The 26,550-nt window shown below is 63.1% G+C and carries 26 protein-coding genes and 1 pseudogene; 17 read left to right on the top strand and 10 right to left on the bottom strand.

What is annotated here, in order from left to right; all coding sequences use genetic code 11:
• Positions 1-75: 75 nt before the first annotated feature.
• The gene (locus tag M727_RS0100990) at positions 76-444 is read left to right on the top strand and encodes a helix-turn-helix domain-containing protein (RefSeq protein WP_027151085.1); all 369 of its coding nucleotides are present in this window, start codon (positions 76-78) and stop codon (positions 442-444) included.
• Between the two features lie 455 nt (positions 445-899).
• On the opposite strand, the gene M727_RS0100980 is transcribed toward M727_RS0100990, so the two are convergent.
• The gene (locus M727_RS0100980) at positions 900-1,295 is read right to left on the bottom strand and encodes an acyl-CoA thioesterase (protein ID WP_027151084.1); all 396 of its coding nucleotides are present in this window, start codon (positions 1,293-1,295) and stop codon (positions 900-902) included.
• An 846-nt stretch (positions 1,296-2,141) separates the two neighbouring features.
• Here M727_RS0100980 and M727_RS0100970 point away from each other — a divergent pair.
• The gene (locus M727_RS0100970) at positions 2,142-3,758 is read left to right on the top strand and encodes a GMC family oxidoreductase N-terminal domain-containing protein (protein ID WP_027151082.1); all 1,617 of its coding nucleotides are present in this window, start codon (positions 2,142-2,144) and stop codon (positions 3,756-3,758) included.
• The gene (locus M727_RS0100965) at positions 3,755-4,966 is read left to right on the top strand and encodes a mandelate racemase/muconate lactonizing enzyme family protein (protein WP_027151081.1); all 1,212 of its coding nucleotides are present in this window, start codon (positions 3,755-3,757) and stop codon (positions 4,964-4,966) included. The genes M727_RS0100970 and M727_RS0100965 overlap by 4 nt, the downstream gene beginning before the upstream one ends.
• A gap of 150 nt (positions 4,967-5,116) precedes the next feature.
• Here M727_RS0100965 and M727_RS0100960 read toward each other — a convergent pair whose 3' ends face one another.
• From M727_RS0100960 to M727_RS0100950, 3 genes are all read right to left on the bottom strand, one after another.
• Positions 5,117-6,055, bottom strand: a complete 939-nt coding sequence (locus M727_RS0100960) for a diacylglycerol kinase family protein (protein WP_027151080.1) — start codon at positions 6,053-6,055, stop codon at positions 5,117-5,119.
• Positions 6,056-6,764: 709 nt separating this feature from the next.
• Positions 6,765-7,730: a DUF3137 domain-containing protein gene (locus M727_RS0100955; RefSeq protein WP_036261153.1), complete on the bottom strand. Its 966-nt coding sequence runs from the start codon at positions 7,728-7,730 to the stop codon at positions 6,765-6,767.
• A 133-nt stretch (positions 7,731-7,863) separates the two neighbouring features.
• Positions 7,864-8,904, bottom strand: coding sequence for a CapA family protein (locus M727_RS0100950; RefSeq protein ID WP_027151078.1), 1,041 nt, complete (start codon positions 8,902-8,904; stop codon positions 7,864-7,866).
• 154 nt (positions 8,905-9,058) lie between these two features.
• Here M727_RS0100950 and M727_RS0100945 point away from each other — a divergent pair, with 154 nt between their 5' ends.
• The 6 genes and pseudogenes from M727_RS0100945 to M727_RS0100920 all read left to right on the top strand — a co-directional run bounded on the left by M727_RS0100945 (position 9,059) and on the right by M727_RS0100920 (position 17,008).
• Positions 9,059-10,312, top strand: a complete 1,254-nt coding sequence (locus tag M727_RS0100945; protein ID WP_027151077.1) for a hypothetical protein — start codon at positions 9,059-9,061, stop codon at positions 10,310-10,312.
• 111 nt (positions 10,313-10,423) lie between these two features.
• Entirely contained in the window at positions 10,424-13,669 is a 3,246-nt protein-coding gene (gene uvrB, locus M727_RS0100940; RefSeq protein ID WP_027151076.1) for an excinuclease ABC subunit UvrB, read from the top strand.
• A 366-nt stretch (positions 13,670-14,035) separates the two neighbouring features.
• Positions 14,036-15,564: pseudogene (locus M727_RS35500) on the top strand (ABC-F family ATP-binding cassette domain-containing protein).
• 105 nt (positions 15,565-15,669) lie between these two features.
• Positions 15,670-15,855, top strand: coding sequence for a hypothetical protein (locus M727_RS0100930; protein ID WP_023799860.1), 186 nt, complete (start codon positions 15,670-15,672; stop codon positions 15,853-15,855).
• 187 nt (positions 15,856-16,042) lie between these two features.
• Positions 16,043-16,471: a glyoxalase/bleomycin resistance/extradiol dioxygenase family protein gene (locus tag M727_RS0100925; RefSeq protein ID WP_027151075.1), complete on the top strand. Its 429-nt coding sequence runs from the start codon at positions 16,043-16,045 to the stop codon at positions 16,469-16,471.
• Positions 16,472-16,654: 183 nt separating this feature from the next.
• Positions 16,655-17,008: a DUF1428 family protein gene (locus tag M727_RS0100920; RefSeq protein WP_027151074.1), complete on the top strand. Its 354-nt coding sequence runs from the start codon at positions 16,655-16,657 to the stop codon at positions 17,006-17,008.
• Between the two features lie 7 nt (positions 17,009-17,015).
• Here M727_RS0100920 and M727_RS0100915 read toward each other — a convergent pair whose 3' ends face one another.
• Both M727_RS0100915 and M727_RS0100910 read right to left on the bottom strand, forming a co-directional pair.
• A complete protein-coding gene (locus M727_RS0100915) occupies positions 17,016-18,650 on the bottom strand; it encodes a tetratricopeptide repeat-containing sulfotransferase family protein (RefSeq protein WP_027151073.1) in 1,635 nt (544 codons plus the stop codon).
• A 194-nt stretch (positions 18,651-18,844) separates the two neighbouring features.
• Entirely contained in the window at positions 18,845-19,027 is a 183-nt protein-coding gene (locus M727_RS0100910) for a hypothetical protein (protein ID WP_027151072.1), read from the bottom strand.
• Positions 19,028-19,410: 383 nt separating this feature from the next.
• Here M727_RS0100910 and M727_RS0100905 point away from each other — a divergent pair, with 383 nt between their 5' ends.
• From M727_RS0100905 to M727_RS42200, 3 genes are read left to right on the top strand one after another with little or no spacing between them, the layout of a single operon-like run.
• Positions 19,411-19,677: a hypothetical protein gene (locus M727_RS0100905; RefSeq protein WP_027151071.1), complete on the top strand. Its 267-nt coding sequence runs from the start codon at positions 19,411-19,413 to the stop codon at positions 19,675-19,677.
• Positions 19,674-19,922 carry a hypothetical protein gene (locus M727_RS0100900; RefSeq protein ID WP_027151070.1) on the top strand — a complete coding sequence of 83 codons (249 nt, stop codon included), beginning with the start codon at positions 19,674-19,676 and terminating at the stop codon, positions 19,920-19,922. Before M727_RS0100905 ends, M727_RS0100900 begins: the two co-directional genes overlap by 4 nt.
• Positions 19,923-19,972: 50 nt before the next feature.
• Positions 19,973-20,110 carry a hypothetical protein gene (locus M727_RS42200; RefSeq protein WP_167366538.1) on the top strand — a complete coding sequence of 46 codons (138 nt, stop codon included), beginning with the start codon at positions 19,973-19,975 and terminating at the stop codon, positions 20,108-20,110.
• Positions 20,111-20,334: 224 nt separating this feature from the next.
• Here the strand turns inward: M727_RS42200 and M727_RS0100890 are convergent, their stop codons facing one another.
• The gene (locus tag M727_RS0100890; protein ID WP_027151069.1) at positions 20,335-20,736 is read right to left on the bottom strand and encodes a Kazal-type serine protease inhibitor; all 402 of its coding nucleotides are present in this window, start codon (positions 20,734-20,736) and stop codon (positions 20,335-20,337) included.
• A 532-nt stretch (positions 20,737-21,268) separates the two neighbouring features.
• On the opposite strand from M727_RS0100890, the gene M727_RS0100885 reads away from it, so the two are divergent.
• The 3 genes from M727_RS0100885 (at position 21,269) to M727_RS0100875 (ending at position 22,639) form a co-directional block, all read left to right on the top strand.
• A complete protein-coding gene (locus tag M727_RS0100885) occupies positions 21,269-21,481 on the top strand; it encodes a cold-shock protein (protein ID WP_023799871.1) in 213 nt (70 codons plus the stop codon).
• Between the two features lie 281 nt (positions 21,482-21,762).
• Entirely contained in the window at positions 21,763-21,975 is a 213-nt protein-coding gene (locus M727_RS0100880; RefSeq protein ID WP_006202521.1) for a cold-shock protein, read from the top strand.
• 244 nt (positions 21,976-22,219) lie between these two features.
• On the top strand, positions 22,220-22,639 hold the full coding sequence (locus tag M727_RS0100875) for a BA14K family protein (protein WP_027151068.1): 420 nt from the start codon (positions 22,220-22,222) through the stop codon (positions 22,637-22,639).
• A 113-nt stretch (positions 22,640-22,752) separates the two neighbouring features.
• Here M727_RS0100875 and M727_RS0100870 read toward each other — a convergent pair whose 3' ends face one another.
• The 3 genes from M727_RS0100870 to M727_RS0100860 form a co-directional block, all read right to left on the bottom strand.
• The gene (locus M727_RS0100870; protein ID WP_027151067.1) at positions 22,753-23,394 is read right to left on the bottom strand and encodes an MBL fold metallo-hydrolase; all 642 of its coding nucleotides are present in this window, start codon (positions 23,392-23,394) and stop codon (positions 22,753-22,755) included.
• 264 nt (positions 23,395-23,658) lie between these two features.
• Complete coding sequence (locus tag M727_RS0100865) at positions 23,659-23,976, bottom strand: hypothetical protein (protein ID WP_027151066.1); 318 nt, start codon at positions 23,974-23,976, stop codon at positions 23,659-23,661.
• Positions 23,977-24,121: 145 nt separating this feature from the next.
• Complete coding sequence (locus M727_RS0100860; RefSeq protein ID WP_027151065.1) at positions 24,122-25,015, bottom strand: branched-chain amino acid aminotransferase; 894 nt, start codon at positions 25,013-25,015, stop codon at positions 24,122-24,124.
• A 243-nt stretch (positions 25,016-25,258) separates the two neighbouring features.
• Here M727_RS0100860 and M727_RS0100855 point away from each other — a divergent pair, with 243 nt between their 5' ends.
• Both M727_RS0100855 and M727_RS0100850 read left to right on the top strand, forming a co-directional pair.
• Positions 25,259-25,792: a MarR family transcriptional regulator gene (locus M727_RS0100855; protein WP_027151064.1), complete on the top strand. Its 534-nt coding sequence runs from the start codon at positions 25,259-25,261 to the stop codon at positions 25,790-25,792.
• Positions 25,779-26,498, top strand: a complete 720-nt coding sequence (locus M727_RS0100850) for a response regulator transcription factor (RefSeq protein WP_036261013.1) — start codon at positions 25,779-25,781, stop codon at positions 26,496-26,498. Before M727_RS0100855 ends, M727_RS0100850 begins: the two co-directional genes overlap by 14 nt.
• Positions 26,499-26,550 lie beyond the last annotated feature (52 nt).

Here is a 26,550-nt window from a genome sequence, read left to right as displayed (position 1 = left end):
GGCGAATTTCTGGTATCGTTTAGATACCTGAGCTATATGAGTGACTGCGCCGACGAGGCGCAAGGAGGCACCTTTTTGATACCAAGGCACCCGCACCGCACCGAGGACTGCCGCGCCATCTCGGAAATCCTGCAGCGCGTCGGCGACAAATGGACCGTGCTCGTCGTCGGCAAGCTCGGTGACGGGCCGCTGCGCTTCAACGAGTTGCGCAGCGCCGTCGGCGGCATTTCGCAAAAGATGCTGACCACCACGTTGCGCGGGCTGGAGCGCGACGGCTTCGTCACCCGCACCGTGTTTCCGACCATTCCGCCACGCGTCGACTATGAGCTGACCGACCTTGGCTACGAGCTGCTTGTGCCGGTCGGCGCGCTCGGCGAATGGGCGCGCAAGAACACCGAGCGGGTCAAGGCCGCGCGCGCGAAGTTCGATGGGATTCATGCCTGAAACCTTGCGCTGCAAGGGTTTGCGCACGGCGCGTAGCGTAGACGAATTGTACGGCTGCCTCTGCATTCCGGCCCGCACGGCTTCTGTCCCGTTTCGATTTCGGGCTCGGTTGACCACCTTGCCGTCGATGGCCGCCCCTCGCCGCAATTGCTTACGCTCCTCGCGCCGGTGTCTTACGTCGCGTCGCAGGCAGATTTCGCAGCTCGGCACTTGCCGCTTGAGGGTGCGGTTTTCGGAGCCGCAACTGGCTGCGGCCTCGTCTCGTTTGACCTCGCTCAGGCGGTCGCGGCCATCAGGCAGAACAAGGCTGCAAACGCGCCTGCGTTCAGCAATCGTTGACGCATTGTCCATGCGCTGCCGGACATGGTCACGGCAATGTGCGAACGCGACGCATCGCCATTCGCATGCAGGAGGCTGGCAGCGGCGCGCCGATTAAGCTGACTGCGTCCAGCCGGTCAGCTTTCCGCCGGAACGGCCTTCGGCTTGCCTTCGCCGTCCAGCGCCACCATGACGAAGTCGGCGTGGGTGACCTTCTCCATCAGGTCGGAGAGGTAGCGCTGCGCCCATGCCTCGACCTTGAGCGTCATCGAGGTGCGGCCGACGCGCTCGACATGCGTATAGATGCACAGCGTGTCGCCGATCTTCATCGCCTTGGCGAACGACATTTCCTTCACCGCCGCCGTCACCACGCGGCCCTTGGCGCGCTCGGCGGCGCGGATGCCGCAGGCCAGGTCCATTTGCGCCATCACCCAGCCGCCAAAAATGTCGCCCGCCGCATTGGCGTCCGAAGGCATGGCCAAGGTCCTCAGCGTCAGATCGCCAATCGGCCGCCCGTCCGCGTAATGCACCATGCGCCAAATCCCCTCGATATCGATCTTCTCCCGTATCGGGATGGCACCGATGCGTCAACGCGCACTGCCAGGTGCTAAACTACGCACAGTGAGTTGAGAAAGGCAGCTGACATGAAACTTACCTCTCGCCCTCTGACGCCAAATCTATGGCCCGCGCTCGAAGAGCTGTTCGGTGAGAGCGCCGTCTGCAGTCGCTGCTGGTGCATGTACGGGCGTATCGGCAGTTCTTATCGAAAGCGGCCAGCCGAGGAAAACAAGGCTGCGCTCCGACAAGCCGTCGAGCATGGTCCGCCTCCAGGCGTGCTTGCTTTCGACGGCGCTACTGCTGTCGGCTGGTGCCAGGTGACACCCCGCGATGCCGTGCCCTGGCTCGATCGGCTGTGGCAGTTGAAGCGAGTGGATGATGCGCCGGTTTGGTCCTTGTCCTGCCTCTACGTGCGAAAAGCATACCGCCGGCAAGGCATCACATCTCACCTGATCGCAGCGGCGCTGGAAGCTGCAAGGCGCGCAAACGCCCCTGCACTTGAGGCCTATCCTTTTGATGCCGACGTATCGCCGAGCGCTTCTGGCAGCGGATACGCCTCCACATTCGCTCGCGCCGGGTTCAGGGTCGTCGCTCGCAGGGTGCCAGCCCGCCCGATCTTGCGTTATGATTTCACGCAAAATGCTGATGATGGCGTGTAATGCTGAACCGCTTGGCCACGCGGCAAAGGCCCCTTCGGGCAGGTCACCAACTGCAAACGAAGTGCCGGTCGCTTTTTTCACAGGCGATGCCGGAAGCTCCGGTGATCGCGGCGGCTTGCGGCGTCTAGGTTGAGCGAGAATTCGGAGCCGGCCGCAGCCATCATGCAGACCTATGATTTCATCATCGTTGGCTCCGGCTCGGCCGGCTCGGTCGTGGCCGAAAGACTGTCGGCTTCCGGCCGCTTCTCGGTTCTGGTGCTCGAGGCCGGCGGCAGCGACCGGCGTTTCTACGTCCAGATGCCGCTCGGCTACGGCAAGACCTTCTTCGATCCGGCGGTCAACTGGAACTACAAGACCGAGCCGGACCCCGGCCTCGCCGGCAATGTCGACCATTGGCCGCGCGGCAGGCTGCTCGGCGGCTCGAGCTCGATCAACGCCATGGTCTGGATCAGGGGCGCGCGCGAGGATTTCGACGCTTGGGCAGCGGCCGGCAATCCCGGCTGGGCCTTCGATAACCTGCTGCCCGTCTTCAAGGCGCTGGAGGACAATCAGGCCGGCGCCGATCAATGGCGCGGCGTTGGCGGTCCGCTGCATATCACCGACTGCTCGACCGCAGTCCATCCGCTGACCAAGCGCTATCTGGCGGCCGCCAATCAGGCCGGCCTGCCGTTCAACCCGGATTTCAACGGCGCCTCCCAGGAAGGCGCCGGCATCTATCAGATCACCACCAAAAACGGCCGCCGCATGTCGGCCGCCCGCGCCTTCCTGCGCCCGGCGATGAAGCGCAAAAACCTCCGCGTCGAGATCAATGCGCTGGCGACCAGGATCCTGTTCGAGGGCAAGCGCGCCGTTGGCATCGAGTATCTCCAAAATGGTGAGACGAAAACCGCCCGCGCCGGCTGCGAGATCATCCTGTCCGGCGGCTCGATCAACTCGCCGCAATTGCTGCAGCTCTCCGGGGTCGGCCCGTCGGCCCTGCTCGGCACGCTCGGCATTGCCGTCGTCCACGCCAATGAGAATGTCGGGGCAAACCTGCAGGACCATGTCGGCATCAACTACACCTTCAGGGGCAGGCTGCCGACGCTCAACCAGATCCTGCGACCGTGGTTGGGCAAGCTCATGGTCGGCATGCAATACATGCTGATGCGCTCCGGCCCGCTGTCGCTGTCGATGAACAATGCCGGCGGCTTCTTCCGCACCGACCCGGCCGCGGCACGGCCCAACATGCAGCTTTACTTCCAGGCATTCTCGACCGTCATCCCGAAGAGCGGCGAGCGCCCGATCCTGACGCCCGATCCGTGGCCGGGCTTTTCCATCGGCCTGTCCAACTGCCGCCCGTCGAGCCGTGGCGAGATCATGATCCGCTCCGCCAATCCGCGTGATTATCCGAAGATCGTCGCCAACGCCTTTTCGACCGAGGCTGATGTCGCCGAGATGCTGGCGGCAGTGAAGTTCATCCGGAAGATCGCCGCCATGCCGGCAATGGCCGAGATCATCGAGGAAGAGGTGTTGCCGGGCCCGTCGATCACCTCCGACGCGGATATCATCCAGGATTTCAGAAAGCGCTCGGGCACCGTTTACCACCCGGTCTCGACCTGCCGCATGGGACCGGACGCTACCGCCGCCGTCGTCGACCCGCGCCTGCGGGTTCACGGCCTCGCCGGCTTGCGGGTCATCGACGCCTCGATCTTTCCCGATAACATCACCGGCAACACCAACGCCGCCGCGATCATGACCGGATGGAAGGGCGCCGAACTGGTTCTGGAGGATCAAAAATGAAAATCACCGACGTCAAAACCTGGGTTGTCGGCAATCCGCCGCCCGGCATCGGCGGCAAGTATTTCATCTTCGTCAAGCTCACCACCGACGGCGGCGTCGTCGGCTATGGCGAGGCCTACAACGCCACCTTCTCGGCCCATGTCACCGCAAGAATGATCGAGGACATGGCCGAGCGCTATCTCATCGGCCGCGATCCGCACGACATCGAGAACTTCTTCCGCCGCGCCTATTCGTCGGGCTTCACCCAGCGCCCCGACGTGTCAGGCATGGGCTGTTTTTCGGCGCTCGAAATCGCCTGCTGGGACATCATCGGCAAGGAGGCCGGCAGGCCGGTCTACAAGCTGCTCGGCGGCCAGGTGAACGAAACGCTGCGTTCCTATACCTACCTCTATCCACACAGCGGCAGCGTCCATTCGGAAGATGCCCGCGGCAACAACGTCTACAACGACCCCGACCTGGCGGCCGAATGCGCGCTCGAATATGTCGAGCAGGGTTTTAATGCCGTCAAGCTCGATCCGGCCGGCCCCTACACCGCCTTTGACGGTCACCAGCCGCGTCTCGTCGACATCGATCTCTCCGCCCGCATGATCAAGGCGATCCGCGCGGCGGTCGGCACAAGGGCCGACATCCTGTTCGGCACGCATGGCCAGTTCACCGCATCGGGCGCGCTGCGCATGGCCCGCGCCATCGAACCTTACGACCCGCTGTGGTTCGAGGAGCCGGTGCCGCCCGACATGCCCGAAGTGATGGCGCAGGTGGCGCGCGGCACCTCGATCCCGATCGCCACCGGCGAACGGCTGACGACCAAGTTCGAATTCGCCCGTGTCATCGAGAACCGCGCCGCGACCATTCTGCAGCCCGACCTCGGCCGCTCCGGCGGCATTCTCGAAACCAAGAAGATCGCCGCCATGGCCGAGGCCTATCACATCCAGATCGCCCCGCACTGCTATTGCGGGCCGATCGTCGGTGCGGCCAACGTCCAGCTTGCCGTGACCTTGCCCAATTTCCTCATCCTGGAATCGCTGAAGCAGTGGGACGGTTTTCACGAAAAACTGCTGAAGAAGAAGATCGAGTGGCAGGACGGCAACGTCATTCCGTCGAAGGAGCCGGGCCTTGGCGTCGAGCTCGACGAAGCCGTCTGCGAAGCGCATCCCTGGACCGGCACGGACCTGCATTTGCAGATGATGCAGACGCCGTTGACTCCGTGAGCGCGCGCAAGAGTGACGTGTTCATCGGCCGCGGGTTTCCCGGCCAAGCTCAAGCTATGCCGTAGGTAATTGTCATGCGATTCCAGCATGTTGTCCTGATCGTCTAAATCACGATCGAAGCGATCGGAACCAAGGTCTCAACAGCTTGATTCAATACCTCAGCGTCAGCGCGCCGGGCAGGATTTCGAAGGTCGCCGGTATGCGCCCCGGCGACTCGCCGTCTATGTCGACCAGAGCGCCGTTCTTTTGCACATCGCCGAGCGGTTCGACAACGACTTTCCTGCCGCGCAAAATGGTGATTGCCGGATGGTTGCGATGCCGGCCGCCATAGAGCAGACGGATGTCCCAGATCAGCTTCAGCTTGCCAGCCGCGCGCAGGATGACGATGTCGAACTGACCGTCGTCCAGTTCGGCATCCGGCGCGATCATCATGCCGGCGCCGAAGAATTTTCCGTTGGCCACCGCCACCAGCGCGATGCGCGCCTCGACCGGGACGCCGTCGTCGACGGTGATCACGACGTCCTGGAACCGGTAGCGCATGAATTCCCACACGGTGCGCCAGTAGAACAGCGCCTTGGCCGACACATTGCCCTTGCGCTTGTCGGCGTTGACCGCGCGGTCGGTGGCGCCCGACAGCCCGAGGCTGGCGATGTTGATGAAATGGCGGCTGGCCAGGGCGCCATGGTCGTCGACATAGCAGATGCGGCCGGCATCGACCCTGCGGGCCTTGGCCTCGGCGATGCGCTTCAGCGTCAGGTCGACCTCGTCCGAAAGACCGAGCCCGCGGGCGAAATCGATGCCGGCGCCGCAAGGCAGCAGGCCGAGCTCGGCCGTCCGGCCGCTTTCCGCAAACGCCTGCAGCAGCCCGTCGGCGACTTCGCTGGCGGTGCCGTCGCCGCCCGCCGCGATCACCAGGTCGAAGCCGCTGGCGGCAAGGACCAGCGCTAACCGTTCGGCGTCGCCGGTCGCCTGCGTCTCGCGCAGCTCGAAATCGCCGAAATGTTTCCTGAGCGAAGCGCTGACCTCCGGCCAATGCCGCTTGAGCCAGCCGCCGCCGGCAATCGGATTGAGAACCACCCCAACCTTCAAGAATGCCTCCCCATAGGATAGCAACGACACTGCTGTCCTAAAATCCTTCGCCGGCATTGAAGCCCGCGCCGCGGTGTGGGGCAAGGGCAGAATCCTGCGGCTCGCCGCAGGATGGGCATGTCCCGCCACGCGTCTCGGCAAAATAAACGCGCCGATGCAGGCCTTGGTCCCCGATAATCCCGCAATCCACAGGCTCGCAGTCATTTCGCCAAACGCTTACCCGGCGTACATTAAACCCATCTCAGGCGGCTACCGATTGCCAAGTCGAAAGGCAAAGCGAGACGGCAGACTTCCTGAGGCCCGTACGGCCCGAATGAAGGCAGGCTTGCCTGTTTTGAGGACCGAGACCTACGGGGCCGCGGAAAGCGTGCGAACGCCTACGGCGGACCGATGCTGCCATGAAGGACGGCAAAGACCTTCGATGGCGCGCTGGACGAAGCTTGCAAGGGTGGAGACTGGCGAGGTCCCGAACGGACGCTGCCCTCGGGCGGTGGCTGGCAGGACCGTCAACATCAAGGCCGGCATGGCGCGACGTCTTTACGGAAGTTGCTGCCGCGACCGTGTCCTGATCTGACAGGGAGGCGCTGGGAGAAATCCCGGCGCCGACTGTTTTTGGGCTTCTCTCGCGATCTGACTGCCAGCTTCACGCGGTTCGACTGGAAGCTTCCTGGCGTTGATTCAGAAGCTGGCAGCAGACCTCAAGTGCGGGCTAACCCGCCGCCTCGTCCTTTGCGCCGATCTTGCGCACCAGCGCCGCCGTCGCCAGCATCGCCCCGATATCTGATATCATAGGCGCGACATGCTTGGCGTAGTCGAGCGGCACCGAGATATCGGGCAGCTCGAAAAAATTCCTCGTCTGCGGCAGGAGTAAAAAGCCGTCGCTGCCATTGAGCGCGACCCGCGCCGGATCATCAGGCCATGTCTCCTTGAGCCATGTCAGTGCCTGCGCCAGCCGGCCGCTCACCAGCGGCTGCGCCGCCTCGACATTGTCGCTGCGAAAGTCGTAGGCCGCATCAAGTTCGGGCACCCCGCATGACAATTCCTGCATCTTGCTGGCGAACATGCCGCGGAAAAACCCGGCGGCCATGTCAGTCCGGCGCGCGGCCACCAATATGCCGGGGAACGGCACCATGGTCCCGAAGGCAACGACGATCCCCTTGAATGCTATCGTGCCGCCCGTGCCTTGCCGGAGATCGGCTTCGTAAAGCTCGAACGGAAATCCCTCGTAACGGCCGGATACGATGTCGTCGAAGCGCTTGGTGTTGAACGTGCCGATCGTCTCGCGCGGCAGCCGGTCGAACGAATTCGGCGTCACCTCATGCTGGTAGCGCATATCCCTGATGAAGCCGAAGATGATCGGCAGCAGTGTCTTGTGGAACGATTGCTGCAACCGGCTCGTCGGCTTGATCGCCTGGAAATAGAGCAGGATCGCCGCCAGCAACCCGACGACATAGAGCAACACATGCGGCGTCGAGAGCCATTGCTCGTAGGGATCGGCGATCCTGTTGAAAAGCCAGGCGACAAGCGCCACGAACACCAGCACCAGTCCGATGAACAGCGGCACCCGCCAGCGGACTTGCCGGTAGGCCGAAGCCCTTTCGGCCTCGTAGGCCGCCAGATTGCTCTTGATGCCGGCGATGTCAGCTTCATCAGGCATGAAATCCGCTGCTTCCATCGCCATCCCACCGTCGAAATGATCGAACACCCAGCTTGGACAATAGCCGATTTTGCGGAAAGTCGCGCGACTACAGCGTTGGGATGGTGGTGAACCCACACAACTTATCCGAGCTACCAGTCAACTGTGGCCATCAATTCCCGTTACCAAAAACCGCAACGAAACGGGCCGTAACCTTTTGCCTTAATGCACCCTCCAGCGCCTCGACGGGAACCAGCCGCTCATGGTCGCCGGCGCGCAGCCGCATGAAGGGATGCAGCCGGTAGGCGGCAATCGCGCCACGCGTGTCGGCGTCGGCGCTGATATCGACGGTCAGGATGCCCCCGATGCGGCCGGGCCATGGCTGCCGCGCAAAGGCGGTGCCGAGGAAATCGCCGAGCCCATAGGCGACGAGCGCCTTGCCGATCCGCTCCACCGGTTGCACGACATGGGCATGGTGGCCAGCGATCAGCCCGACGCCCTGCGCGGCCAAACGCCGGGCCAGCGCCCGCGTTTCAGCCTGCGGAAAATGCCGGAATTCCCAATCCCAATGTGGCACGGCGCAGGTGAGGTCGACGGCGTCGCGGCGCGGCCATCGTGCCGGCTCGCCTTGCATCGACACACGGCCGGCGAACGCCGCCGCGCCGGCGTTGCGCCACAGCGTGAAGGCGGCGAAGCCTATTGTCAGCGGCCCGACTGCGATGCGTTCGACCGGACCGGCGGCCGCGGTACCGATGCTGCGGATGCCAAGCCGTTCCAGCGCTGCCACGGTCTCGTCAAAACCCTCGACGCCCTGGTCGAGCGCATGGTTGTTGGCGAGCGACAGCACCAGCCTATCGCGCGAGATGCCGACGGCGGCCAGCGCCTCGGCAAGAAACCGCTCGGTCATGGCATGACGGGTGCCAAGCTTCGTGCCCATCGCCGCGCTCGGTCGCTCCACCACCGGGCTTTCGCAATTGCCGACCACCAGATCGGCGGAGGCGAGCAGCGTGGCGATCGCCGGGTCGCATTGCGGCGGGCTGCGATTGGCCACCGCCGAGATATCGCCGACAAAGGCGAGCCGCACCGTCCGCGCCGGTGGCGGCTCGATCATGGTTCCTGCAGCCGGCGCAAAGCCTTTTCGATCGCCGCTGAGCGAAGGCTTCAAGAAGCGTGGCAGCCAGGACAATTTGTAGGAAAGCGGATAGTTCGACACGCGCAGCCTGCACCGGGATGAATGGCCACGGTAGACGATGCGCCCGATATAGCGAAGCGCCTCCGTTCGCAATCGTGCAGCCAGATGCCCGCAGTAGGCGCAACACACAAGATGCGTATATGGTTGCCGCCGAACGGCATACCGGAGGACCAAGATGACGCGATTTTCGAGCCTGCTGGCATCCGCCCTTCTTCTGCTGCTGCCGGTTGCTTCCGCCGGTGCCGCGGCCCGCGAACCGGCCGCCCTGTTCGAGGCAAAAACCGTAGCCGACCGCGACAGCATGCTTGCGGCGCTGGAAGCCGCTGCGCCCACTGATCCTGCGTCGGCCTACGCCACCGGCGCCGGCCAATTCTTCACCGCGCTGGAGATCCTGGCCGGCGGCCTGCACCGCCACGGTTTCGAAAGCCCGCAATCGTTCATGCTGCCGCTGATGCGGCTGCCGGTGCCGGACAATCCCAATCCCGCGCCACTGACCTACGACGGCTTCCGCGCCATCCTGGTCGCCTTCCGCGATCGGCTGGAAAAGTCCGCAGCCACGCTTGGATCCGTGCCTGCCGATGCGGACATCGGCATCGAGGTCGACCTCACCCGTCTCGGCATCGACCTCAACGAGGACGGCCAGATCGCGCCGGACGAAAGTGCCGCCGCGATCATGGCGTCCCTGTCACGCGGCGGCGGTGCGCCAGACCCGGCCGCACCCGCCCTCACCTTCCGCTTCGACCGCGCCGATGGCTACTGGCTGCAGGGCTATGCCGAATTCCTGATGGCGCAGGCGGATTTCTGGCTGGCGCATGACTTCAGCAACGCCTTCGACGGCTCGTTCCACATGCTGTTTCCGCGCGCAAAACTGCCGCTGCAGGACACGCTCGTGCCGCCGGACGGCGGCATGAGCGGCGGCATGTTGTCGGCCGAGTGGCGCATCGCCGACTTCATCTCGCTGGTTCATCTGGTCAATTGGCCGGTGGTCGAGCCGGAGCGCCGCCAGGCGGCGCGCCGCCACCTCATGGAAATGATCCGGCTGTCCCGCGAAGACTGGAAGGCGATCCGCGCCGAGACCGACAACGACCGTGAATGGCTGCCCGGCCCGCAACAGAAAGGCGCCAGCCCGCTCACCGGCCTGGAGGTCGGCGAGGAGCAGGTCCAGGCCTGGCACGCCGCGCTTGACATGGCTGAGGACCTGCTCGAAGGCCGCACCTTGCTGCCGCATTTCCGCTTCGCCGACAAAGGCATCAACATGAAGGGCTTCTTCGACGAGCCAAAGCCCTTCGACCTGGTGCTGTCGATCACCGGCCCGGCCATCGCGCCCTATCTCGACAGCGGAAAGATCCTCACCAGCGAAGAGTTCGACCAGATCCGGCGCCAGTTCGGCGGCGCCGGGTTTTTGACCTTTGCGCTGTGGTTCAACTGAGGGCGCGTTCGACATCGCTCCTGACACCCTTGTGTCAGCAGCCTGGTTTCCTCTCGCGCCCCTGGCCACTCCGCTCTTTCCATTTTGGCCGATACCTCCCATATTTGGGGCATGGCCAAACTTCCTGACAAAAAGACGCCGCCGTCGGCGCGTGACGATCGTGCTTCGCCGCCCAAGCGGCGCAGCCCTTTGACCGATTTCCTCGATGCGTCCGAGCCGCTGCACAAGCGCGGTTTTGCCGAGGCGCCGCAGGCTGAATTGTCAGGCACGCCGCTGACCGGCTCGATCGCCGATTGGGCCGAGCAGATCGAGCAGGAGGCCGAAAAGGAAGGGCGCCAAGTCTCCCCCCTCGAGGGGGAGAAGGCGACAGAGGGGGTCGGCAAAGGAAGCGCTCAACATGAGGGCACGTCGAGCCCGGCCGCACCGACCCCACCCGGCGGCTCCGCCGCCACCCTCCCCTCAAGGGGGAGGGAAGGCGCCAAGGCGAAAAAGATCCCCGAACGCTCCTCCTCTCCGGGCCGCACGGCGCGAGGCACTTCCATGGGTGGCGCGGCTTCGGCGCGGGAGCGCACCGCGGCCGGCCTCAATCCGGTCGCCGGCCTCGACGTTTCTCTAGAGGAAGCCGAGACCATGGCCTCCGGCGGCGTCACCGCCACCGTGGCGGCGCTGTCGGCGCTGATCGAATCCGGCAACCCGCTGCACAAGGACGGCGTGCTGTGGACGCCGCACCGCCCGGCCCGGCCCGAAAAATCCGAAGGCGGCATCGCCATCAAGATGGTGTCGGATTTCGAACCGGCCGGCGACCAGCCGACGGCGATCAAGGATCTTGTCGAAGGCGTCAACGACAACGACCGCACCCAGGTGCTGCTCGGCGTCACCGGCTCGGGAAAGACTTTTACCATGGCCAAGGTGATCGAGGAGACGCAGCGCCCTGCCTTGATCCTCGCCCCCAACAAGACGCTGGCCGCGCAGCTTTATTCCGAGTTCAAGAAATTCTTCCCGGAAAACGCCGTCGAGTATTTCGTCTCCTATTACGACTACTACCAGCCGGAAGCCTATGTGCCGCGGACGGATACCTTTATCGAAAAGGAATCGTCGATCAACGAGCAGATCGACCGCATGCGCCATTCGGCGACGCGCTCGCTGCTGGAGCGCGACGATGTCATCATCGTCGCCTCGGTGTCCTGCATCTACGGTATCGGCTCGGTCGAGACCTACACGGCGATGACCTTCCAGATGCAGATCGGCGACCGGCTCGACCAGCGCGCGCTGCTCGCCGATCTCGTCGCCCAGCAGTACAAGCGGCAGGATATCAACTTCGTCCGCGGCTCGTTCCGCGTGCGCGGCGACACGATCGAGATTTTTCCGGCCCACCTTGAGGACCGCGCCTGGCGCATTTCGCTGTTCGGCGACGAGATCGAGGCGATCACCGAATTCGACCCGCTGACCGGCCAGAAGACCGGCGAATTGAAGAGCGTCAAGATCTATGCCAATTCGCACTATGTGACGCCGCGCCCGACACTGAACCAGGCCATCAAGTCGATCAAGGAAGAGCTCAAGCAGCGGCTGGTCGAACTCGAACGGGCAGGACGCCTGCTCGAGGCGCAGCGGCTGGAGCAGCGCTGCCGATTCGACCTCGAGATGCTGGAAGCCACCGGCTCCTGCGCCGGCATCGAGAACTATTCGCGCTATCTCACCGGCCGCCAGCCGGGCGATCCGCCGCCGACCCTGTTCGAGTACATCCCTGACAATGCACTGGTCTTCATTGACGAAAGCCACGTCACCGTGCCGCAGATCGGCGGCATGTATCGCGGCGACTTTCGCCGCAAGGCGACGCTGGCCGAGTACGGTTTCCGTCTGCCGTCCTGCATGGACAACCGGCCGTTGCGTTTCGAGGAATGGGACGCGATGCGCCCGCTTTCGGTCGCGGTTTCGGCGACGCCCGGCGCCTGGGAGATGGAGCAGTCCGGCGGCGTCTTTGCCGAGCAGGTCATCCGCCCGACCGGCCTGATCGACCCGCCGGTCGAGGTGCGCCCGGCCAAGACCCAGGTCGACGACGTCGTCGGCGAAATCCGCGAAACGACAAAAGCCGGCTACCGCACGCTGGTCACCGTGCTGACCAAGCGCATGGCCGAGGACCTGACCGAATATCTGCACGAGCAGGGCATTCGCGTCCGCTATATGCACTCCGACATCGACACGCTGGAGCGCATCGAGATCCTGCGCGACCTGCGCCTCGGCGCCTTCGACGTTCTGGTCGGCATCAACCTTTTGCGCGAAGGCCTCGACATCCCCGAATGCGGCTTCGTCGCCATTCTCGATGCCGACAAGGAGGGTTTTTTGCGCTCCGAAACCTCGCTGATTCAGACCATCGGCCGCGCCGCGCGCAATGTCGACGGCAAGGTCATCCTCTACGCCGACCAGGTCACCGGCTCGATGGAGCGGGCGATGGCCGAGACCAACCGCCGTCGCGAAAAGCAGATGGAGTGGAACGCGGCCAATGGCATCACGCCGGAATCGGTCAAGTCGCGCATCTCCGACATCCTGGACTCGGTCTACGAGAAGGACCACGTCCGCGCCGACATCTCGCAGTTCACCGACAGCGCCGGCGCGATGATGGGCAACAATCTGAAAGCCCATCTCGACGCGATGGACAAGCAGATGCGCGACGCAGCCGCCAATCTCGATTTCGAGAAGGCGGCCCGCATCCGCGACGAGATCAAGCGGCTGCGCGAGATGGAACTGTCCATCTCCGACGATCCGCTGGCCAAATATGCCGACATGGAAAGCCCGGTTTCGGGCCGCGAAAAGGGCAAGCACAACAAGGGCCGCGCCATCCACCGCACGGTCGACGATGACGGCAAGGGTCTGTTCCGCAAGCCCGCGCTCGACGAGATGGGCGCCGACGGCGCCGTGCCGGTCAAGAAGCCTCTGTTCGCAAAACCTTCGCTCGACGCCATGGGGCCGGGCACCGACATGCCGACGCCGGCCGGGGCGGTGTCCCGCTCGCTGTTCAAGAAGCAGTCGGCCGAAGAGGCGCACGGCTCCGATTTCGGCATCCCCGGCGAGCCGACCAAGCCGCTGTTCAAGAAGAACTCGCTTGATGAGATGACGGTGCGACGGACTGAAAAGCCTGTTGAGGGAAAAGTGCCGGCCAAGCCACAGCCGATCTCCCCCCAAGTGGGGGAGATGTCAAGTGGTGGCAAAGAGGGCTGGACAGAGGGGGGCGCCAAGGAACGCAACGAGTCCGGTAAGCCAATTGTCCGCCAGCGCAGTGGTATCGGCTCTTACGAGGATCCGGCCGACGCTCGCCGCGAAAAGCGTCGACCCGGCAAGACCGGTCGGCCGGGACGGTAGCGTTCCTTCGCGCCCCCCTCTGCCCTGCCGGACATCTCCCCCACATGGGGGGAGATTGGCAACTTCAGCGCTTAGTTCACTTTTACACGCCCACTTGCCATCGGCCCCTCCCCTGGTGTAGCCAGTTCCCATAACTCGAACGTCTTGAAAGGAGGGCTGCGTGTCTTTCGACCACCACCGTCAGCGCGGCCCTGTCCCTGCCCTGCGAGCTTGCTTGCAGGGCTGACCAGAGACGGTCCGGGTTCTCCCGCTTCGATTTTCTTGGTCTGCCCTTCGTGGTGCTGCAACGCCGAGCCTGCTGGCCCGCCTGCGCACCGTCAAAGTGCAGCGAACCGGAATTCATCCGGGCAGACCAGAGAAACCAACATGGCCCTGATCAGCCTCAAGTCCCTCGGCGTCACCATGAGTGCGCCGCTCTTTTCCAACCTCGACCTCAGCATCGGCACCGGCGACCGGCTCGGCATCGTCGCCGCCAACGGCCGCGGCAAGTCCACCTTGCTGAAATGCCTGACCGGCGAGGTGGAGCCGACAGCAGGCGACATCACCCGCACGCGCGGCCTGCGCGTCGGCTATGTCGAGCAAGCCGTTCCCGCAGCACTGGCCGAGCATGGCTTTCAGCAGATGGTGGCCGACGCCTTGCCGGCCGAGCAGGCCGAAAGCGAGCAATGGCGCGTCGATGTCGTTCTCGATTCACTCGACGTGCCGCAGCCGATGCGCGAGCGGCCGATGCGGGCCTTGAGCGGCGGCTGGCAAAGGCTGGCGCTGATCGCCCGCGTCTGGGTCACCGATCCCGACGTCCTGCTTCTCGACGAGCCGACCAACCATCTCGACCTCGCCAAGATCAGCCAGCTCGAAACCTGGCTGAACGCGCTGCCGCGCGAGGTGCCGGTGGTGATCGCCAGCCACGACCGTGCCTTCCTCGACGCAACGACCAACCGGACGCTGTTCCTGCGCCCCGAACAGTCGCCGGTATTTTCGTTGTCCTATTCGCGGGCACGCGATGCGTTGAGCGAAGTCGATGCCTCGACCGAGCGCAAATTCCAGCGCGACATGAAGATGGCGCAGCAATTGCGCCGGCAGGCGGCCAAGCTCAACAACATCGGTATCAACTCGGGCAGCGACCTGCTGACGGTCAAGACCAAGCAGCTCAACCAACGCGCCCAGCGCCTCGAAGAGGTCGCGGCACCGGCGCACCGCGAAAATCGGCGGGCGCGATAAAGCTCGCCAATCGCGGCACCCATGCCAAGGTGCTGATCACGCTTGACGACGTGGCGGTCGAAACGCCTGACGGCACGCTGCTGTTCAGGACCGGCAAGCGCCACATCTGCCAGGGCGACCGCATCGTGTTGCTCGGCCGCAACGGCGTCGGCAAGTCGCGGCTGATCAGCCTGATCAGAAATGCCGTCGTCGAGCCAGAGACGGCAACACAAGGCGTGAAGGTGACGCCGTCGACGGTGCTCGGCTACAGCGACCAGGCATTGTCGGGCATCAGCGGCGACGACACGCCGCTGGCGATGCTCTCGCGCAGATTCGATGTCGGCGAGCAGCGCGCCCGCTCGCTGCTGGCGGGCGCAGGCGTCAGCATCGATATGCAGGAGCGCAGGATCGGCGTGCTGTCGGGCGGACAGAAGGCGCGGCTGATGATGCTGGCGCTCAGGCTTGCCAATCCCAACTTCTACCTGCTCGATGAGCCGACCAACCATCTCGACATCGACGGCCAGGAGGCGCTGGAGGCAGAATTGCTCGGCCATCAGGCGAGCTGCGTGCTGGCATCGCACGACCGCTCCTTTATCAGGGCGATCGGCAACCGCTTCTGGCTGATCGAGAAGCGGCGGCTGGCCGAGATCGACAGCCCGGAAGATTTCTTCAGATCGGTGGCAGAAACGGGCGGTTGAAGCTTTGCGGCAAAAAATTCCGCCAGTCCTGTCGGATCATGGCCGCGCGCCACGTCCTTGGGATGCCGACACGGTGATGCCGGCGCCAATCGAGGAGAGAGCATCATGTCCATTCTGTCGTCCGTTGGTCGCATCGCGACCCGTTACTCGGCGGCTCGCGCCCGTTACCGCAGCGAGCGCGCCCTGCTTTCATTGCCGATCGAACTGCGCAAGGATATCGGCTGGCCGGAGATCGTCGTCGACGCGCAAAACAGCCGCCGGATTGCAATCTCCTTGTCCGAGGCAAGATGATAAGAGACCAACCGGCCGCAGCGGCGCCGTCATAAGCCTTGCGCGTCGCCCGGGGTCACTCCAACCGCCGGCGGCCCGGCGCATTTGGTCCCGGCATTAAAAAATTGCATCTGACGTGTAGGATCGCCGCCGCTTCATTCGTCCTGTGATCCGCAAGGTCAAACCAAACGCAGAGAGGAGCAAAAAGATGAACGACCAGCCCCAAACCCAGCCTAAAGCGAAAGTCCTCGGCGGATTGACGCCCTACCTTCAGTTGGACGGCGCCTTCAAGGCTTCGGAATTCTATCAGAAGGCCTTCGGCGCCGAGCAGATCTTCTTCTACCCGCCGGACGAGCAGGGCCGGACGATGCACATCCATCTCCACATCAACGGTTCGACCTTGATGATTTCCGACTTCTATCCCGAGCACGGAATGGCCCCGGTGAAGCCGCAGGGCTTCACCATGCAGCTGCATCTCGGCAGCGACGACATCGACGCCTGGTGGCAGCGCGCTATCGATGCCGGTTGCAAGGTCGGCACGCCGCTGCAGGTGATGTTCTGGGGCGATCGCTGGGGTCAGTTGACTGATCCCTTCGGCGTCGAGTGGGCGATGAACGCGCCAGTAAAGGCGGCGTAGCGCCTTCTTTCCTTCTCCCCTTGCGGGAGAAGGTGGATCGGCGCGCAGCGCCGAGACGGATGAGGGGTGCTGGAAAAAATGAGACGTTGGTGTTTCCCTGGAACACCCCTCATCCGACCGAGCTTCGCTCGGCCACCTTCTCCCACAAGGGGAGAAGGAAAATCCAACCCAAGGAGAACCACAATGTCCTATGTCGATGGTTTCGTTCTTGCCGTACCCAAGGCGAATCTCGATGCCTACAAAAAAATGGCGCAGCTCGGCGGCACCGTCTGGAAGGAGCATGGCGCGCTCGCCTATGTCGAATGCATAGGCGACGACGTGCCCTATGGCGAAATGACCTCGTTCCCGCGCGCCGTGCAGGCCAAGGACGACGAGATCGTCGTCTTCTCGTGGGTCGTCTATGAATCGCGGCAGAGCCGCGATGCGGTGATGGCCAAGGTCATGGCCGATGAGCGGCTGAAGTCCGACTGGTCGGCGATGCCGTTCGACGGCAAGCGCATGATCTTCGGCGGCTTTCAGCCCGTCATTGAGTTGTAGGCCCGCATTACGCCAGCCGGTCGAGCAGCGGCTTGAGCCGGTCGCCATAGCGCTTCCACAGATCGACCGAGCCCTGGTACATCGGCTGGCGCACCTGCGCCGCCGACGCCGTGCGCACCGGCCGATCGGTCTCGTGGAACGACAGCACTGCATCGTCCCATGGCAGGCCGAGATAGGCGATCAGCGCCCGCGTCTGCCCTTCCTGGTCGGCGACGAAATCCTCGTAGCGCACATCATGCACGGCATCAGGCAGAACGGTGCGCCAATGCGCCATGATGTCGGTGTAGAGATTGTGGAAATCGGCAAGCTCGCCGAGGTCGTAGCCGTAGCGGTGGCTGTCGCCGCGGAAATGCACCTTGTAGATCGACAGGCAGGTCGCCGCCGCGTCGCGCGCGCAATGGATGATCTTGGCCTTGGGCAGCATCAGATGGATGAAGCCGACCAAAAGGAAATTGCCGGGCATCTTGTCGGTGACATGCCGGAAACCCGGATAGCGGGCGTGCAGCAGGTCCAGATAGGCCTGGCCTGCCTCGACAAAGGCTTTGTCGGGCAGGTCAGCGATCCCGCTGGGGAAACCGCCCTTCATACCAGGCGGAAACTGTTTTCCCACCGCCGTCTTCAATATGCCGAGCTCGCCCGCGCCATAGACCTGCGGATGGCTGGCGATGATCTGCTCGACAAGCGTGGTGCCGGAGCGCGGCATGCCGACGACGAAGATCGGCGTGTCGTCGGCAATCCCGCTCGGTCTGTGCTTATCGAAGAAGGCCTTGTCGAACACCGCCTTCATCGTTTCGAATTCGGCGCGTGTCTTGCCCGCATCATAGTCGATGCCCATGCGGCGGATGGCATTGCCTTCGGCGAAATAATCGAAGGCACGGCCATAATCCTTCAGATCGTCATTGGCCTTGCCGAGGCCGAACGAAAGCTGCATGCGCGCCAGGCTGCCGTCCGGCGCCTTGGCGTGCTGCGCCTCCATCCCGGCAAGCTCGGCGTCGCGCTCCTGCTGGCGCTTGACCTGGGTGAGCATCAGCCAGGCCCTGGCCATGCCGGGATCGACCGCCAGCGCCTGCCGGAAATGCTCCGCTGCCTCTCCGAGGCTGCCCTTCTCCATCAGCCCGACGCCCAGACCGTGCAGCAGGTCGGCGTCCTTCGGCCGAATTGCCAATGCTTCGCGGAAGACGGCGAGCGCCTCGTCGAGCCGCCCAGCCTCCTGCAGCGTTTCGGCAAGCCCGATGCGGGCGCGGACATGGAACGGGTTGCGGCCGATAGTGCCGCGATAGATCTCCTCCGCGCCCTCGAACTGGCCGAGTTGCTTCAGCGAGGAGCCGAGATTGTCGCGCGCCGCGAGTTGCTCCGGCCGGATTGCCACCGCGCCACGGAAGAAATCGACGGCTGCACCGACACGGCCGAGGTCGCGCATCACCGTGCCGAGATTGTTGAGGAAATCTGGATTCTTGGGTTGCAGGCGCACCGACTGCTCGAGGAGATCAAGTCCTTCGGCGCTACGCCCGGTCTGGTGCAGCAGCAAACCGAGGAAATGTGCTGCCGCCGCATGATTGGGCTTTTGCGCCAGCACCTGCCGGTAGAGCGTCTCGGCTTCCTGCCGGCGCCCCGCCTGATGCAATTGCAGTGCCTGCTGCACGCGCTGGTCGAGCCCCAGCGGCGGCTGTCCGCCTGAGCCGAAATTGCCGCCCGCGCCTGCCGGTCTTCTCGGATCTCTGTTGATGGGAAACCTGCCGTGTTTTGTCTGCCTGCCGCGATCTAGGCCATCGGCGCGGCAGGTTCAAGGGTTCGCAGGCCAGTTGCCGGAAATCCTGGGTTCATGGGCCGGCCATGTCAGATCAGGCGGTTGGTCTCCGCAACCTGTCTGGCCCGCCGCAGCGTGCCGTCGGTGTCGGCAATCCTGCGCCTCGCTGCCTCATCACTTCTTATCGTCAGTCGCGCCGACATGACTTTTGTGGGCTTGATGATCGGCTTGATTGTTACGGTCGAGCCATCAGGCGTTTTCACGGAAACCATGGATTTTCCTTTCAGATATAAATAAAAATCTATGCCAGGATGAAGTTTTCCGGCACAATCTCAAACAATTCTTGTGAAGAGTCCGGATCGTATCACCATTTTACAAATAGCCCTAGAAAAGTAATTTTACGCCAAGATCGGCTCCAGGCGGGAATCTTCTTGAATAAACCGCAATTTTGGATTAATGAATTGAGATCGTTTTTTGGGCCAAGCTTGGCATCTCGCGGCGTCAGAAGTTCTCGACCCGCCAAACTCATTCCAGATCGCCGATACCCAAATTGCCGATACCCAAATTGCCGAACAGGGACCCACGACCTTAAGTCCCGGTGCCGCGAAGCGGGCGCCACCCTATCGGATCCAAGACGACACTTCGAGGCACGAGAATGTCTGGCCGAACTACCCATTCCATCGCGCATTTCGAGGCACCGTTCATGATTGGCGGCCTGGAAGGACAATTACCGGCCGGCGACTACGACATCGACCACGATGAGGAGCTTGTCGATGGCATCTCGTGGCTTGCCTGGCGCCGTGTCGCCACTTTCATCCATCTGCCGGCAAGAACGGTGAAAAGCCAGACCAGCCAATTGGTCGCCATCGACTTCGCCGAACTCGAAACCGCGCTGAGGCGCGACCAGGAGAATGCCGCATGATCCGCTTCCAGCAGAACGCGCGCCCGCGCACCGACACGCCTGCGCATCTTTTCGCGATCGGCCAGACCGTTCGCATGAAGAGCCGCACCGGCCTCGTTCAGAAGACCGCCGAGCTGTTCCAGATCAAAAGCAGGCTGCCGGTCAAGGACGGCTCGCCGCAATACCGCATCCGTAGCGACGAGGAGACCCATGAGCGGGTCACCACGGAAGACAATCTCGAAGTGGCCGACGATCCAAACAGCTAGCCATCCATCAACCGTCGCCACCATGTTCACCAATCACGAGGGACCAGGAAATGGCCAAGGGTCAACAGCGCAGCAACCGCGAGACACGCAAGCCCAAGAAGGACAAGACGGCGGCAAAACCGGTCTCCCCCTTCGGCTCGGCTGTGAAGCAGGCGGAAGCCGGTTTGAAACCGAAGTCCAAGGGCTAGCGGCGGACGGATGAGCAGCCCTGCATTCATCCAGCCATCGCGCGGATCGGATCAAAGATCACATAATTTCGAAGCCATGGTCAGGATTGGCTAGGGCCGAGTTCATCGCCTATTGCCGCAAGGCGAGGCTGCCGGCGTAGGGGCAAGAGCCGCCAGCTGCGCTCGCGCGGCTGCGCCCAGTTGATGGATGAGCCTCCCCGCCCGGAGACGGGGAGGAAACCAGCTCAGCAGGGACCGTCGTCGACGATGCGATAGTCGGCGGCGCGAGCCTCGCAGGCGTTGGGGAAGGTGCGCAACGCGCTGCCGCGCCGGGCGCAGACCGGGCGGTATTCGCGCGTGCAGAATGTCTGCTCTCCATCACCGCCACCGTCGCGGCACTGGCCGCCGCTGATGATGCGATATCCGGCCCGCTCGGCAAGGCAGGCATTGGCGAAGGTCTGGCGGTCGCCACCGCGCCGCGCGCAGACCGGATCATATTGTCTGGTGCAATATTGCGGCTCGGGCCGAGGCGGGCGGTAGCCCGGTCCGTCCTCCTCCACCACCACCGCGGTACAGGCTGCAAGAACTGCCGACAGCAACAGGATGGCAAAACCCTGTCGCGAGAAGATTGCCGCAAGAAATTTCATCACCAGACCTCCCTCGAGCCCCCGCTCCAATGCATGTCACCCAAAAGCATGCCCACGGGGCTCTGACCCGAGGGTGCGAAGCGGTTTGGGACAACGGCATGCGCAAAAGATGCAAAATGCGCCTACACGCCAAGCCGATCCTCGCCATTCCACCCGCCGAATGCAACCCCTGTTTGCAGGCTCCCAGCAGGCTGGACCATGCGTGGCCGGGCTATGGCCGATGACCACCGGGCGAGCACCCCGCTTTGTCGATGCCATGTGTGCGAAGGCGCCCATGAGCGGCCGTTGGCGCTACCTTGCAACCATCGCGTTTCCGTGCGATAAATTTTGTGTTCGGGCATTTGCGACCCGGAGAGCGGAACGTTTTGGACGACCTTTCCCCGATACTGTGAATCTCTGACGGCCCCGTTTTTCGGCGGGGGGTTCTAACCATGCGCCAATGCATGACTGCCGAAGCAACCACCGGGACTTGCCCACGGCGTCAGGCGGCGGGCAAACCACAAAGACTGACACGGGTGAAGGAGTTTCCCCAATGGCCCAGACCGGCACCGTTAAATTCTTCAACGCTACCAAAGGCTTCGGCTTCATCACGCCAGACGACGGCGCCAAGGACGTGTTCGTCCACATCTCGGCGATCGAGGCTTCGGGCCTGCGCACGCTCGTCGATGGCCAGAAGGTCACGTTCGATGTCGAGCCCGACCGCATGGGCAAGGGGCCGAAGGCGGTCAATCTCCGCGCGGACTGAACCGTCGGCGCGCATGTCCGCCCGGACGTGCCCTAGGGGACGTGCGAAGCCGGAGGTGCCAGGAATGAGCCCGAGGCCGCTCCAAAGGCCTTGAACCGGCTTTCAGCGCCGGACCCGAGTTTCGAAGGCGCGGCGGTTTCGTCGCGCCTTTTTTAGTGGCAGGGCGGCAAGCCACTGCTCGCAAAACTTTCTCTTGCCGATGGCGCTAAAATAAACGACAAATTTCTACTCGGGCATTTGCCGGCCCGAGACTGGACTTGATGGGATCAAAGGAGCTTCCCATGCCGCAGACCGGCACCGTCAAATTCTTCAATCATGCCAAAGGCTTCGGCTTCATCACGCCGGATGATGGCGCGAAGGATGTCTTCGTCCATATTTCGGCCGTGCAGGCGTCGGGTCTTCCCGGTCTTGAGGATGGGCAGAAGGTGACATTCGACACCGAGCCGGACAAGCGCGGCAAGGGTCCGAAAGCCGTCAACCTGTCGATCGGCTGAGCCGAGCTCGAGACAGCGTCGGGCGGTCCGCTGGCGCAGCTCCGCTCCTTGTTGAGCGTACAATATTTGTGCCTTGCGCCATGCCTGATCGATAAATCGACTGGTCCCCAGCCCGCCAATTTCGTTCAGCCCCCGTTCAGCCACGGTCGCCTATTAATCTTCGGTAAAGCCGGACCGCATCCCCCAGATTACCCACAGATTACCCGGGCCGCAGATTACCCGGGCCGGCATGAAGGAGACCGAGATGAACCGAATTCTCAAGACCGCCGTCCTGTCCGCCGCGATCGTTGCAACCACGCTCGCGACCTTGCCAGCGGCCAGCGCTGGTGACTGGCGCCACCGGCACCACCATCGTGGCAATGGCGATGCGATCGCGGCAGGCGTCCTTGGCCTCGCGGCCGGCGCCCTGATCGTTGGTGCGCTCAACAACCCGCAGCCCAGCTATTACGACCCCGGCTATGACGATTATGATCGTTATCCACGGCGGCCCGCCCCGGTGCGCCGCTACTACGCGGAACCGCGGGTCGCCTACAATGACGGCTATGCCGAGCCATGGACCCGTGGCTGGTATGAATATTGTTCGGATCGCTATCGCTCTTTCAACGGCCGCACCGGCACGTTCACCGGCTATGACGGCGAACAGCATTTCTGCACCGCGAACTGAGGCTTCCCTGCCCCCCCAAAAAAGCGCTGTCCGCAAGGACAGCGCTTTTTTCGGCGTCATAAGGAAAGGAGAGACTGACGCGCGCCGCGTGAGGCTCCGCAGCCACGACGCGTTTAAATCAGGAAGGGGTTGCTCCGGCGCTCCTCGCCGAAGCGGCCGCCGGGACCATGGCCGCAGATGAAGCCGATGTCGTCGCCGAGCGGCAGAAGCTTGTCCTTGATCGAGGCGATCAGCGCGGCGTGGTCGCCGCCCGGCAGATCGGTGCGCCCGACCGAGCCGCGGAACAACACGTCGCCAACATGGGCGAACTTCGCCGCACGATTGTAGAAGACGACATGGCCGGGCGCGTGGCCCGGGCAATGAAAGACTTCGAACGCGTGCTGGCCGAACGAGACGGTATCGCCTTCGCCGAGAAAGCGGTCGGGCACGCAGTTGCGCACCGGATCGGTGATGCCGTAGTGTTTCGCCTGGTTCTCGAGATTGGCAAGCAACGGACGGTCGGCCTCATGCGGGCCGATGATCTCGATGCCGAGCGCGTCCTTCAGCTCCATGGCGCCGCCGGCGTGGTCGATGTGACCATGCGTGATCCAGATCGCGCCGGCGTTGATCGCATTGTCGTTGAGCACTGCCAGCACCTTGTCGATGTCGCCGCCGGGATCGACGACGACGCCTTGCCTGTCGTCCATGTCGAAGAGGATGGTGCAGTTTTGCTGGAAGGCCGTGACCGGCACAATGCCGGCGTTGAGCTGACCCATGATCGTCCTTTCGCTGTGTCGCTTCTGATTTAGAGACACACGCGAACGTCGTCCACCGCATCCGGCTGTCGCGACAACGCAAAAATGAAACGGGCGGCCGAAGCCGCCCACGCAAAACCCGGAACCGCTAAAGCGCGTCGCGGCTGAATGGATTCATGCGACGCGCTTTAAGTTATTGTTTTTATGCATGTCGTTATCGCAAAACCGCTGCGCACCCTCGGGTCAGGCCCTGGAGGGCATGCTTTTGCGCGACATGCATTAAGCTTACTTCTTCGTCGCGTTCATGACCGCGCCGATGATGGCCGTCAGAATGGCGCCACCACCAGCACCGCCGAGGATGTTCTGCACATTCAGCGCGCTGCCCAATCCGCCCGTTGCCGCTGCGGCTGCAGCCGGATCGATCGTGCCACCGCCGAGCAGGCTGCCGAGGATGGCCGCACCGCCGACGCCGCCAAGCGCGCCGCCGAGGATTTTGGTAAGCTGCCCCATTGCCGCTGTCTTGAGCGCGGCGCCCACCGCCTGGCCACCAATGACACCCATAATCACCTGAACAATGATCTGAAGAAGCGTGTTCATGTCCATATTACCAATCCCTCCATAGCTGCCAGCCTCCCGGGCCGACAGCATCATGAGACGCCGAACTGGACGAAAGTCAAATGCCGAGGTGCTTAAATAAAAGGGGCAGTCCGAAAACCGCCCCTACTTGTTAAAAAAGTTGTGACTTTTGTTATTCTGCGGCAATCGCATGCTTGGGTTGAACGGCTGTAGAATAGTCGTTCATCAGAGTCTTGGCGATTTCGCCCACCTCGAATCGGTATGGACCGATCTCTGAAACGGGCGTTACCTCGGCCGCCGTTCCGGTGAGGAAGCACTGCTGGAAGCCTTCGAGTTCTTCCGGCATGATGGTGCGCTCGATCACCTCGAAGCCGCGATCCTTGGCAAGACCAATGACTGTACGGCGGGTGATGCCGTCGAGGAAGCAATCGGGGGTGGGTGTGTGGATCTTGCCGTCCTTGACGAAGAAGATATTGGCGCCGGTTGCTTCCGCAACCTGGCCGCGCCAGTCGAGCATCATGGCGTCGGCATAGCCTTTGGCTTCGGCGGCATGCTTGGACATGGTGCAGATCATGTAGAGGCCGGCAGCCTTCGATTTCGACGGCGCGGTGCGCGGGTCGGGGCGGCGCCATTCGGCCAGATCGAGGCGGATGCCCTTCAGCTTCTGTGCCGGATCGAAATAGCTGGGCCACTGCCAGATGGCGATGGCGCAGTTGATCCGGCTGTTTTGCGCCGAGACGCCCATCTGTTCGCTGCCGCGCCAGGCGATCGGCCGGACATAGGCATCCTGAAAACCCTGCTTCTTCAACAGCGTGCGGCAGAAGTCGTCGATCTCGGCAACCGAATAGGGAATCTTGAAGCCGAGCAGGCGTGCCGATTCGTGCAGGCGCTCGCTGTGGTCGGTCAGCTTGAAAATCTCGCCGCCATAGGCGCGTTCGCCCTCGAACACCGCGCTGGCGTAGTGCAGGCCATGGGTCAGCACGTGGATCTTGGCGTCGGCCCATTGGACGAACTCGCCGTTCATCCAGATAAAGCCGTCCATTTGGTCAAAGGGAACGGATGCCATGGTAACCTCCCGCGGGCGGCCGCCCGCACATTATCGTTGCGCGTTTCCTGTCAGCCGCATCGGGCGGCCGGCATCTCGAAGCGTAGGCGGATATATAAGGGCTGGCAAACACAGGAAGTTCCGGAAAAACGGCTTTCCCTTGCCTTTTCGTTCGCAATCCGCCGAAAAGCTTGTCAAAAATTACCATTGCCGGGAAATTACGTCAATAGTACTGACATAATTTCCCTTTCGCACGGAGAAAAGATGACGGATCGCAGCCACCCAGCCGGAAAACCGATCAGGACGGCGATCACCGACGAGGACGGCATCGACTTTGCCATCATCGAACTGTTCTTCTTCGCCTATCGCGATTTTACCTCTGATCCGGACCAGATCCTGTTCGACTATGGTTTCGGCCGCGCCCATCACCGGGTCCTGCATTTCGTCAATCGCAGGCCGGGCCTGACGGTCGCCGAACTCCTCGACGTGCTGAAGATCACCAAGCAGAGCCTGGCGCGCGTGCTCAAGCAACTGATCGATACCGATCACATCGTCCAGTTGCAGGGCCCGCGCGACCGCCGGCAGCGCGAGCTCTATCCGACAGCCAAGGGCCGCGCCCTGGCGCTGGCGCTGGCACGGCCACAGTCACGCCGCATCCATGCTGCATTGGAAGATTCCGGAGCCACCGAACGCGCCTTGATCGAGCGCTTCCTGGAAGCGATGGTCAATCCGGAACTAAGGGCGCAGATCGACATTGTGCCCGCAAAAACGTCAGGGAAAAGCCATGGAGACCATTGAAAGGGTTGATCAACCGGCAGCACCGGACGACGATGCGCCGCATCTGCTGGTGATCGATGACGATACCCGTATCCGCAATCTTCTCAAACAATATCTGACCGAAAACGGCTTTCGTGTCACCGTTGCCGGAAATTCCGGCGAAGCGCGGCGCAAGCTCGCCGGCCTCGATTTCGATCTGCTGGTGCTCGATATCATGATGCCGGGCGAAACCGGCGTCGATCTCGCCAAGGCGTTGCGGGCAACCAAGAACGTGCCGATCCTGATGCTTACCGCGCTGTCCGAGACCGACAGCCGGATCACCGGGCTCGAGGCCGGCGCCGACGACTATCTGCCGAAGCCTTTCGATCCCCGCGAATTGATCCTGCGCATCAACAACATCCTGCGCCGCGGCGGTCCTGCAACGACGCCCAAGGTCGAGCAGCTGGTTTTCGGGCCTTACACGTTCCAGATCGCCAGGCGCGAGCTCAAGCGCGGCGGCGAGGCTCTGAAGCTGACCGACCGCGAGCAGGAGATCCTGGCGATCTTCGCGGCCCGGGCCGGCGAAACGATACCGCGTCATGAACTTGTCGGCGACGAATCCGAAGTCGGCGAGCGCACCATCGACGTCCAGATCAACAGGCTGCGCCGCAAGATCGAGCGCGATCCGTCCAATCCGGTCTGGCTGCAGACCGTGCGCGGTATTGGGTATCGGCTCAGCGTGGAATAGACTGCCGCCCGCAGCCCCTTGTCGAGCGGCTGCGGATGAGCAAAAAGGGCGA

The sequence above is a fragment of the Mesorhizobium sp. WSM2561 genome (assembly GCF_000513915.1).
Taxonomy (GTDB): domain Bacteria; phylum Pseudomonadota; class Alphaproteobacteria; order Rhizobiales; family Rhizobiaceae; genus Mesorhizobium; species Mesorhizobium muleiense.
Note: the sequence above shows the minus strand (reverse complement) of the source record. Positions and strands in the feature narration are given on the sequence as shown.

Coding starts and splice junctions, on each gene's coding strand:
- M727_RS0100910 (WP_027151072.1), bottom strand. CDS start 19,027: ATGGTTTCCGTGAAAACGCCTGATGGCTCGACCGTAACAATCAAGCCG.
- M727_RS0100945 (WP_027151077.1), top strand. CDS start 9,059: ATGACGCGATTTTCGAGCCTGCTGGCATCCGCCCTTCTTCTGCTGCTG.
- M727_RS0100860 (WP_027151065.1), bottom strand. CDS start 25,015: ATGGCATCCGTTCCCTTTGACCAAATGGACGGCTTTATCTGGATGAAC.
- uvrB (WP_027151076.1), top strand. CDS start 10,424: ATGGCCAAACTTCCTGACAAAAAGACGCCGCCGTCGGCGCGTGACGAT.
- M727_RS0100955 (WP_036261153.1), bottom strand. CDS start 7,730: ATGGAAGCAGCGGATTTCATGCCTGATGAAGCTGACATCGCCGGCATC.
- M727_RS0100970 (WP_027151082.1), top strand. CDS start 2,142: ATGCAGACCTATGATTTCATCATCGTTGGCTCCGGCTCGGCCGGCTCG.
- M727_RS0100930 (WP_023799860.1), top strand. CDS start 15,670: ATGTCCATTCTGTCGTCCGTTGGTCGCATCGCGACCCGTTACTCGGCG.
- M727_RS0100850 (WP_036261013.1), top strand. CDS start 25,779: ATGGAGACCATTGAAAGGGTTGATCAACCGGCAGCACCGGACGACGAT.
- M727_RS0100920 (WP_027151074.1), top strand. CDS start 16,655: ATGTCCTATGTCGATGGTTTCGTTCTTGCCGTACCCAAGGCGAATCTC.
- M727_RS0100900 (WP_027151070.1), top strand. CDS start 19,674: ATGATCCGCTTCCAGCAGAACGCGCGCCCGCGCACCGACACGCCTGCG.
- M727_RS42200 (WP_167366538.1), top strand. CDS start 19,973: ATGGCCAAGGGTCAACAGCGCAGCAACCGCGAGACACGCAAGCCCAAG.
- M727_RS0100870 (WP_027151067.1), bottom strand. CDS start 23,394: ATGGGTCAGCTCAACGCCGGCATTGTGCCGGTCACGGCCTTCCAGCAA.
- M727_RS0100980 (WP_027151084.1), bottom strand. CDS start 1,295: ATGGTGCATTACGCGGACGGGCGGCCGATTGGCGATCTGACGCTGAGG.
- M727_RS0100890 (WP_027151069.1), bottom strand. CDS start 20,736: ATGAAATTTCTTGCGGCAATCTTCTCGCGACAGGGTTTTGCCATCCTG.
- M727_RS0100875 (WP_027151068.1), top strand. CDS start 22,220: ATGAACCGAATTCTCAAGACCGCCGTCCTGTCCGCCGCGATCGTTGCA.
- M727_RS0100885 (WP_023799871.1), top strand. CDS start 21,269: ATGGCCCAGACCGGCACCGTTAAATTCTTCAACGCTACCAAAGGCTTC.
- M727_RS0100925 (WP_027151075.1), top strand. CDS start 16,043: ATGAACGACCAGCCCCAAACCCAGCCTAAAGCGAAAGTCCTCGGCGGA.
- M727_RS0100905 (WP_027151071.1), top strand. CDS start 19,411: ATGTCTGGCCGAACTACCCATTCCATCGCGCATTTCGAGGCACCGTTC.
- M727_RS0100865 (WP_027151066.1), bottom strand. CDS start 23,976: ATGGACATGAACACGCTTCTTCAGATCATTGTTCAGGTGATTATGGGT.
- M727_RS0100965 (WP_027151081.1), top strand. CDS start 3,755: ATGAAAATCACCGACGTCAAAACCTGGGTTGTCGGCAATCCGCCGCCC.
- M727_RS0100880 (WP_006202521.1), top strand. CDS start 21,763: ATGCCGCAGACCGGCACCGTCAAATTCTTCAATCATGCCAAAGGCTTC.
- M727_RS0100855 (WP_027151064.1), top strand. CDS start 25,259: ATGACGGATCGCAGCCACCCAGCCGGAAAACCGATCAGGACGGCGATC.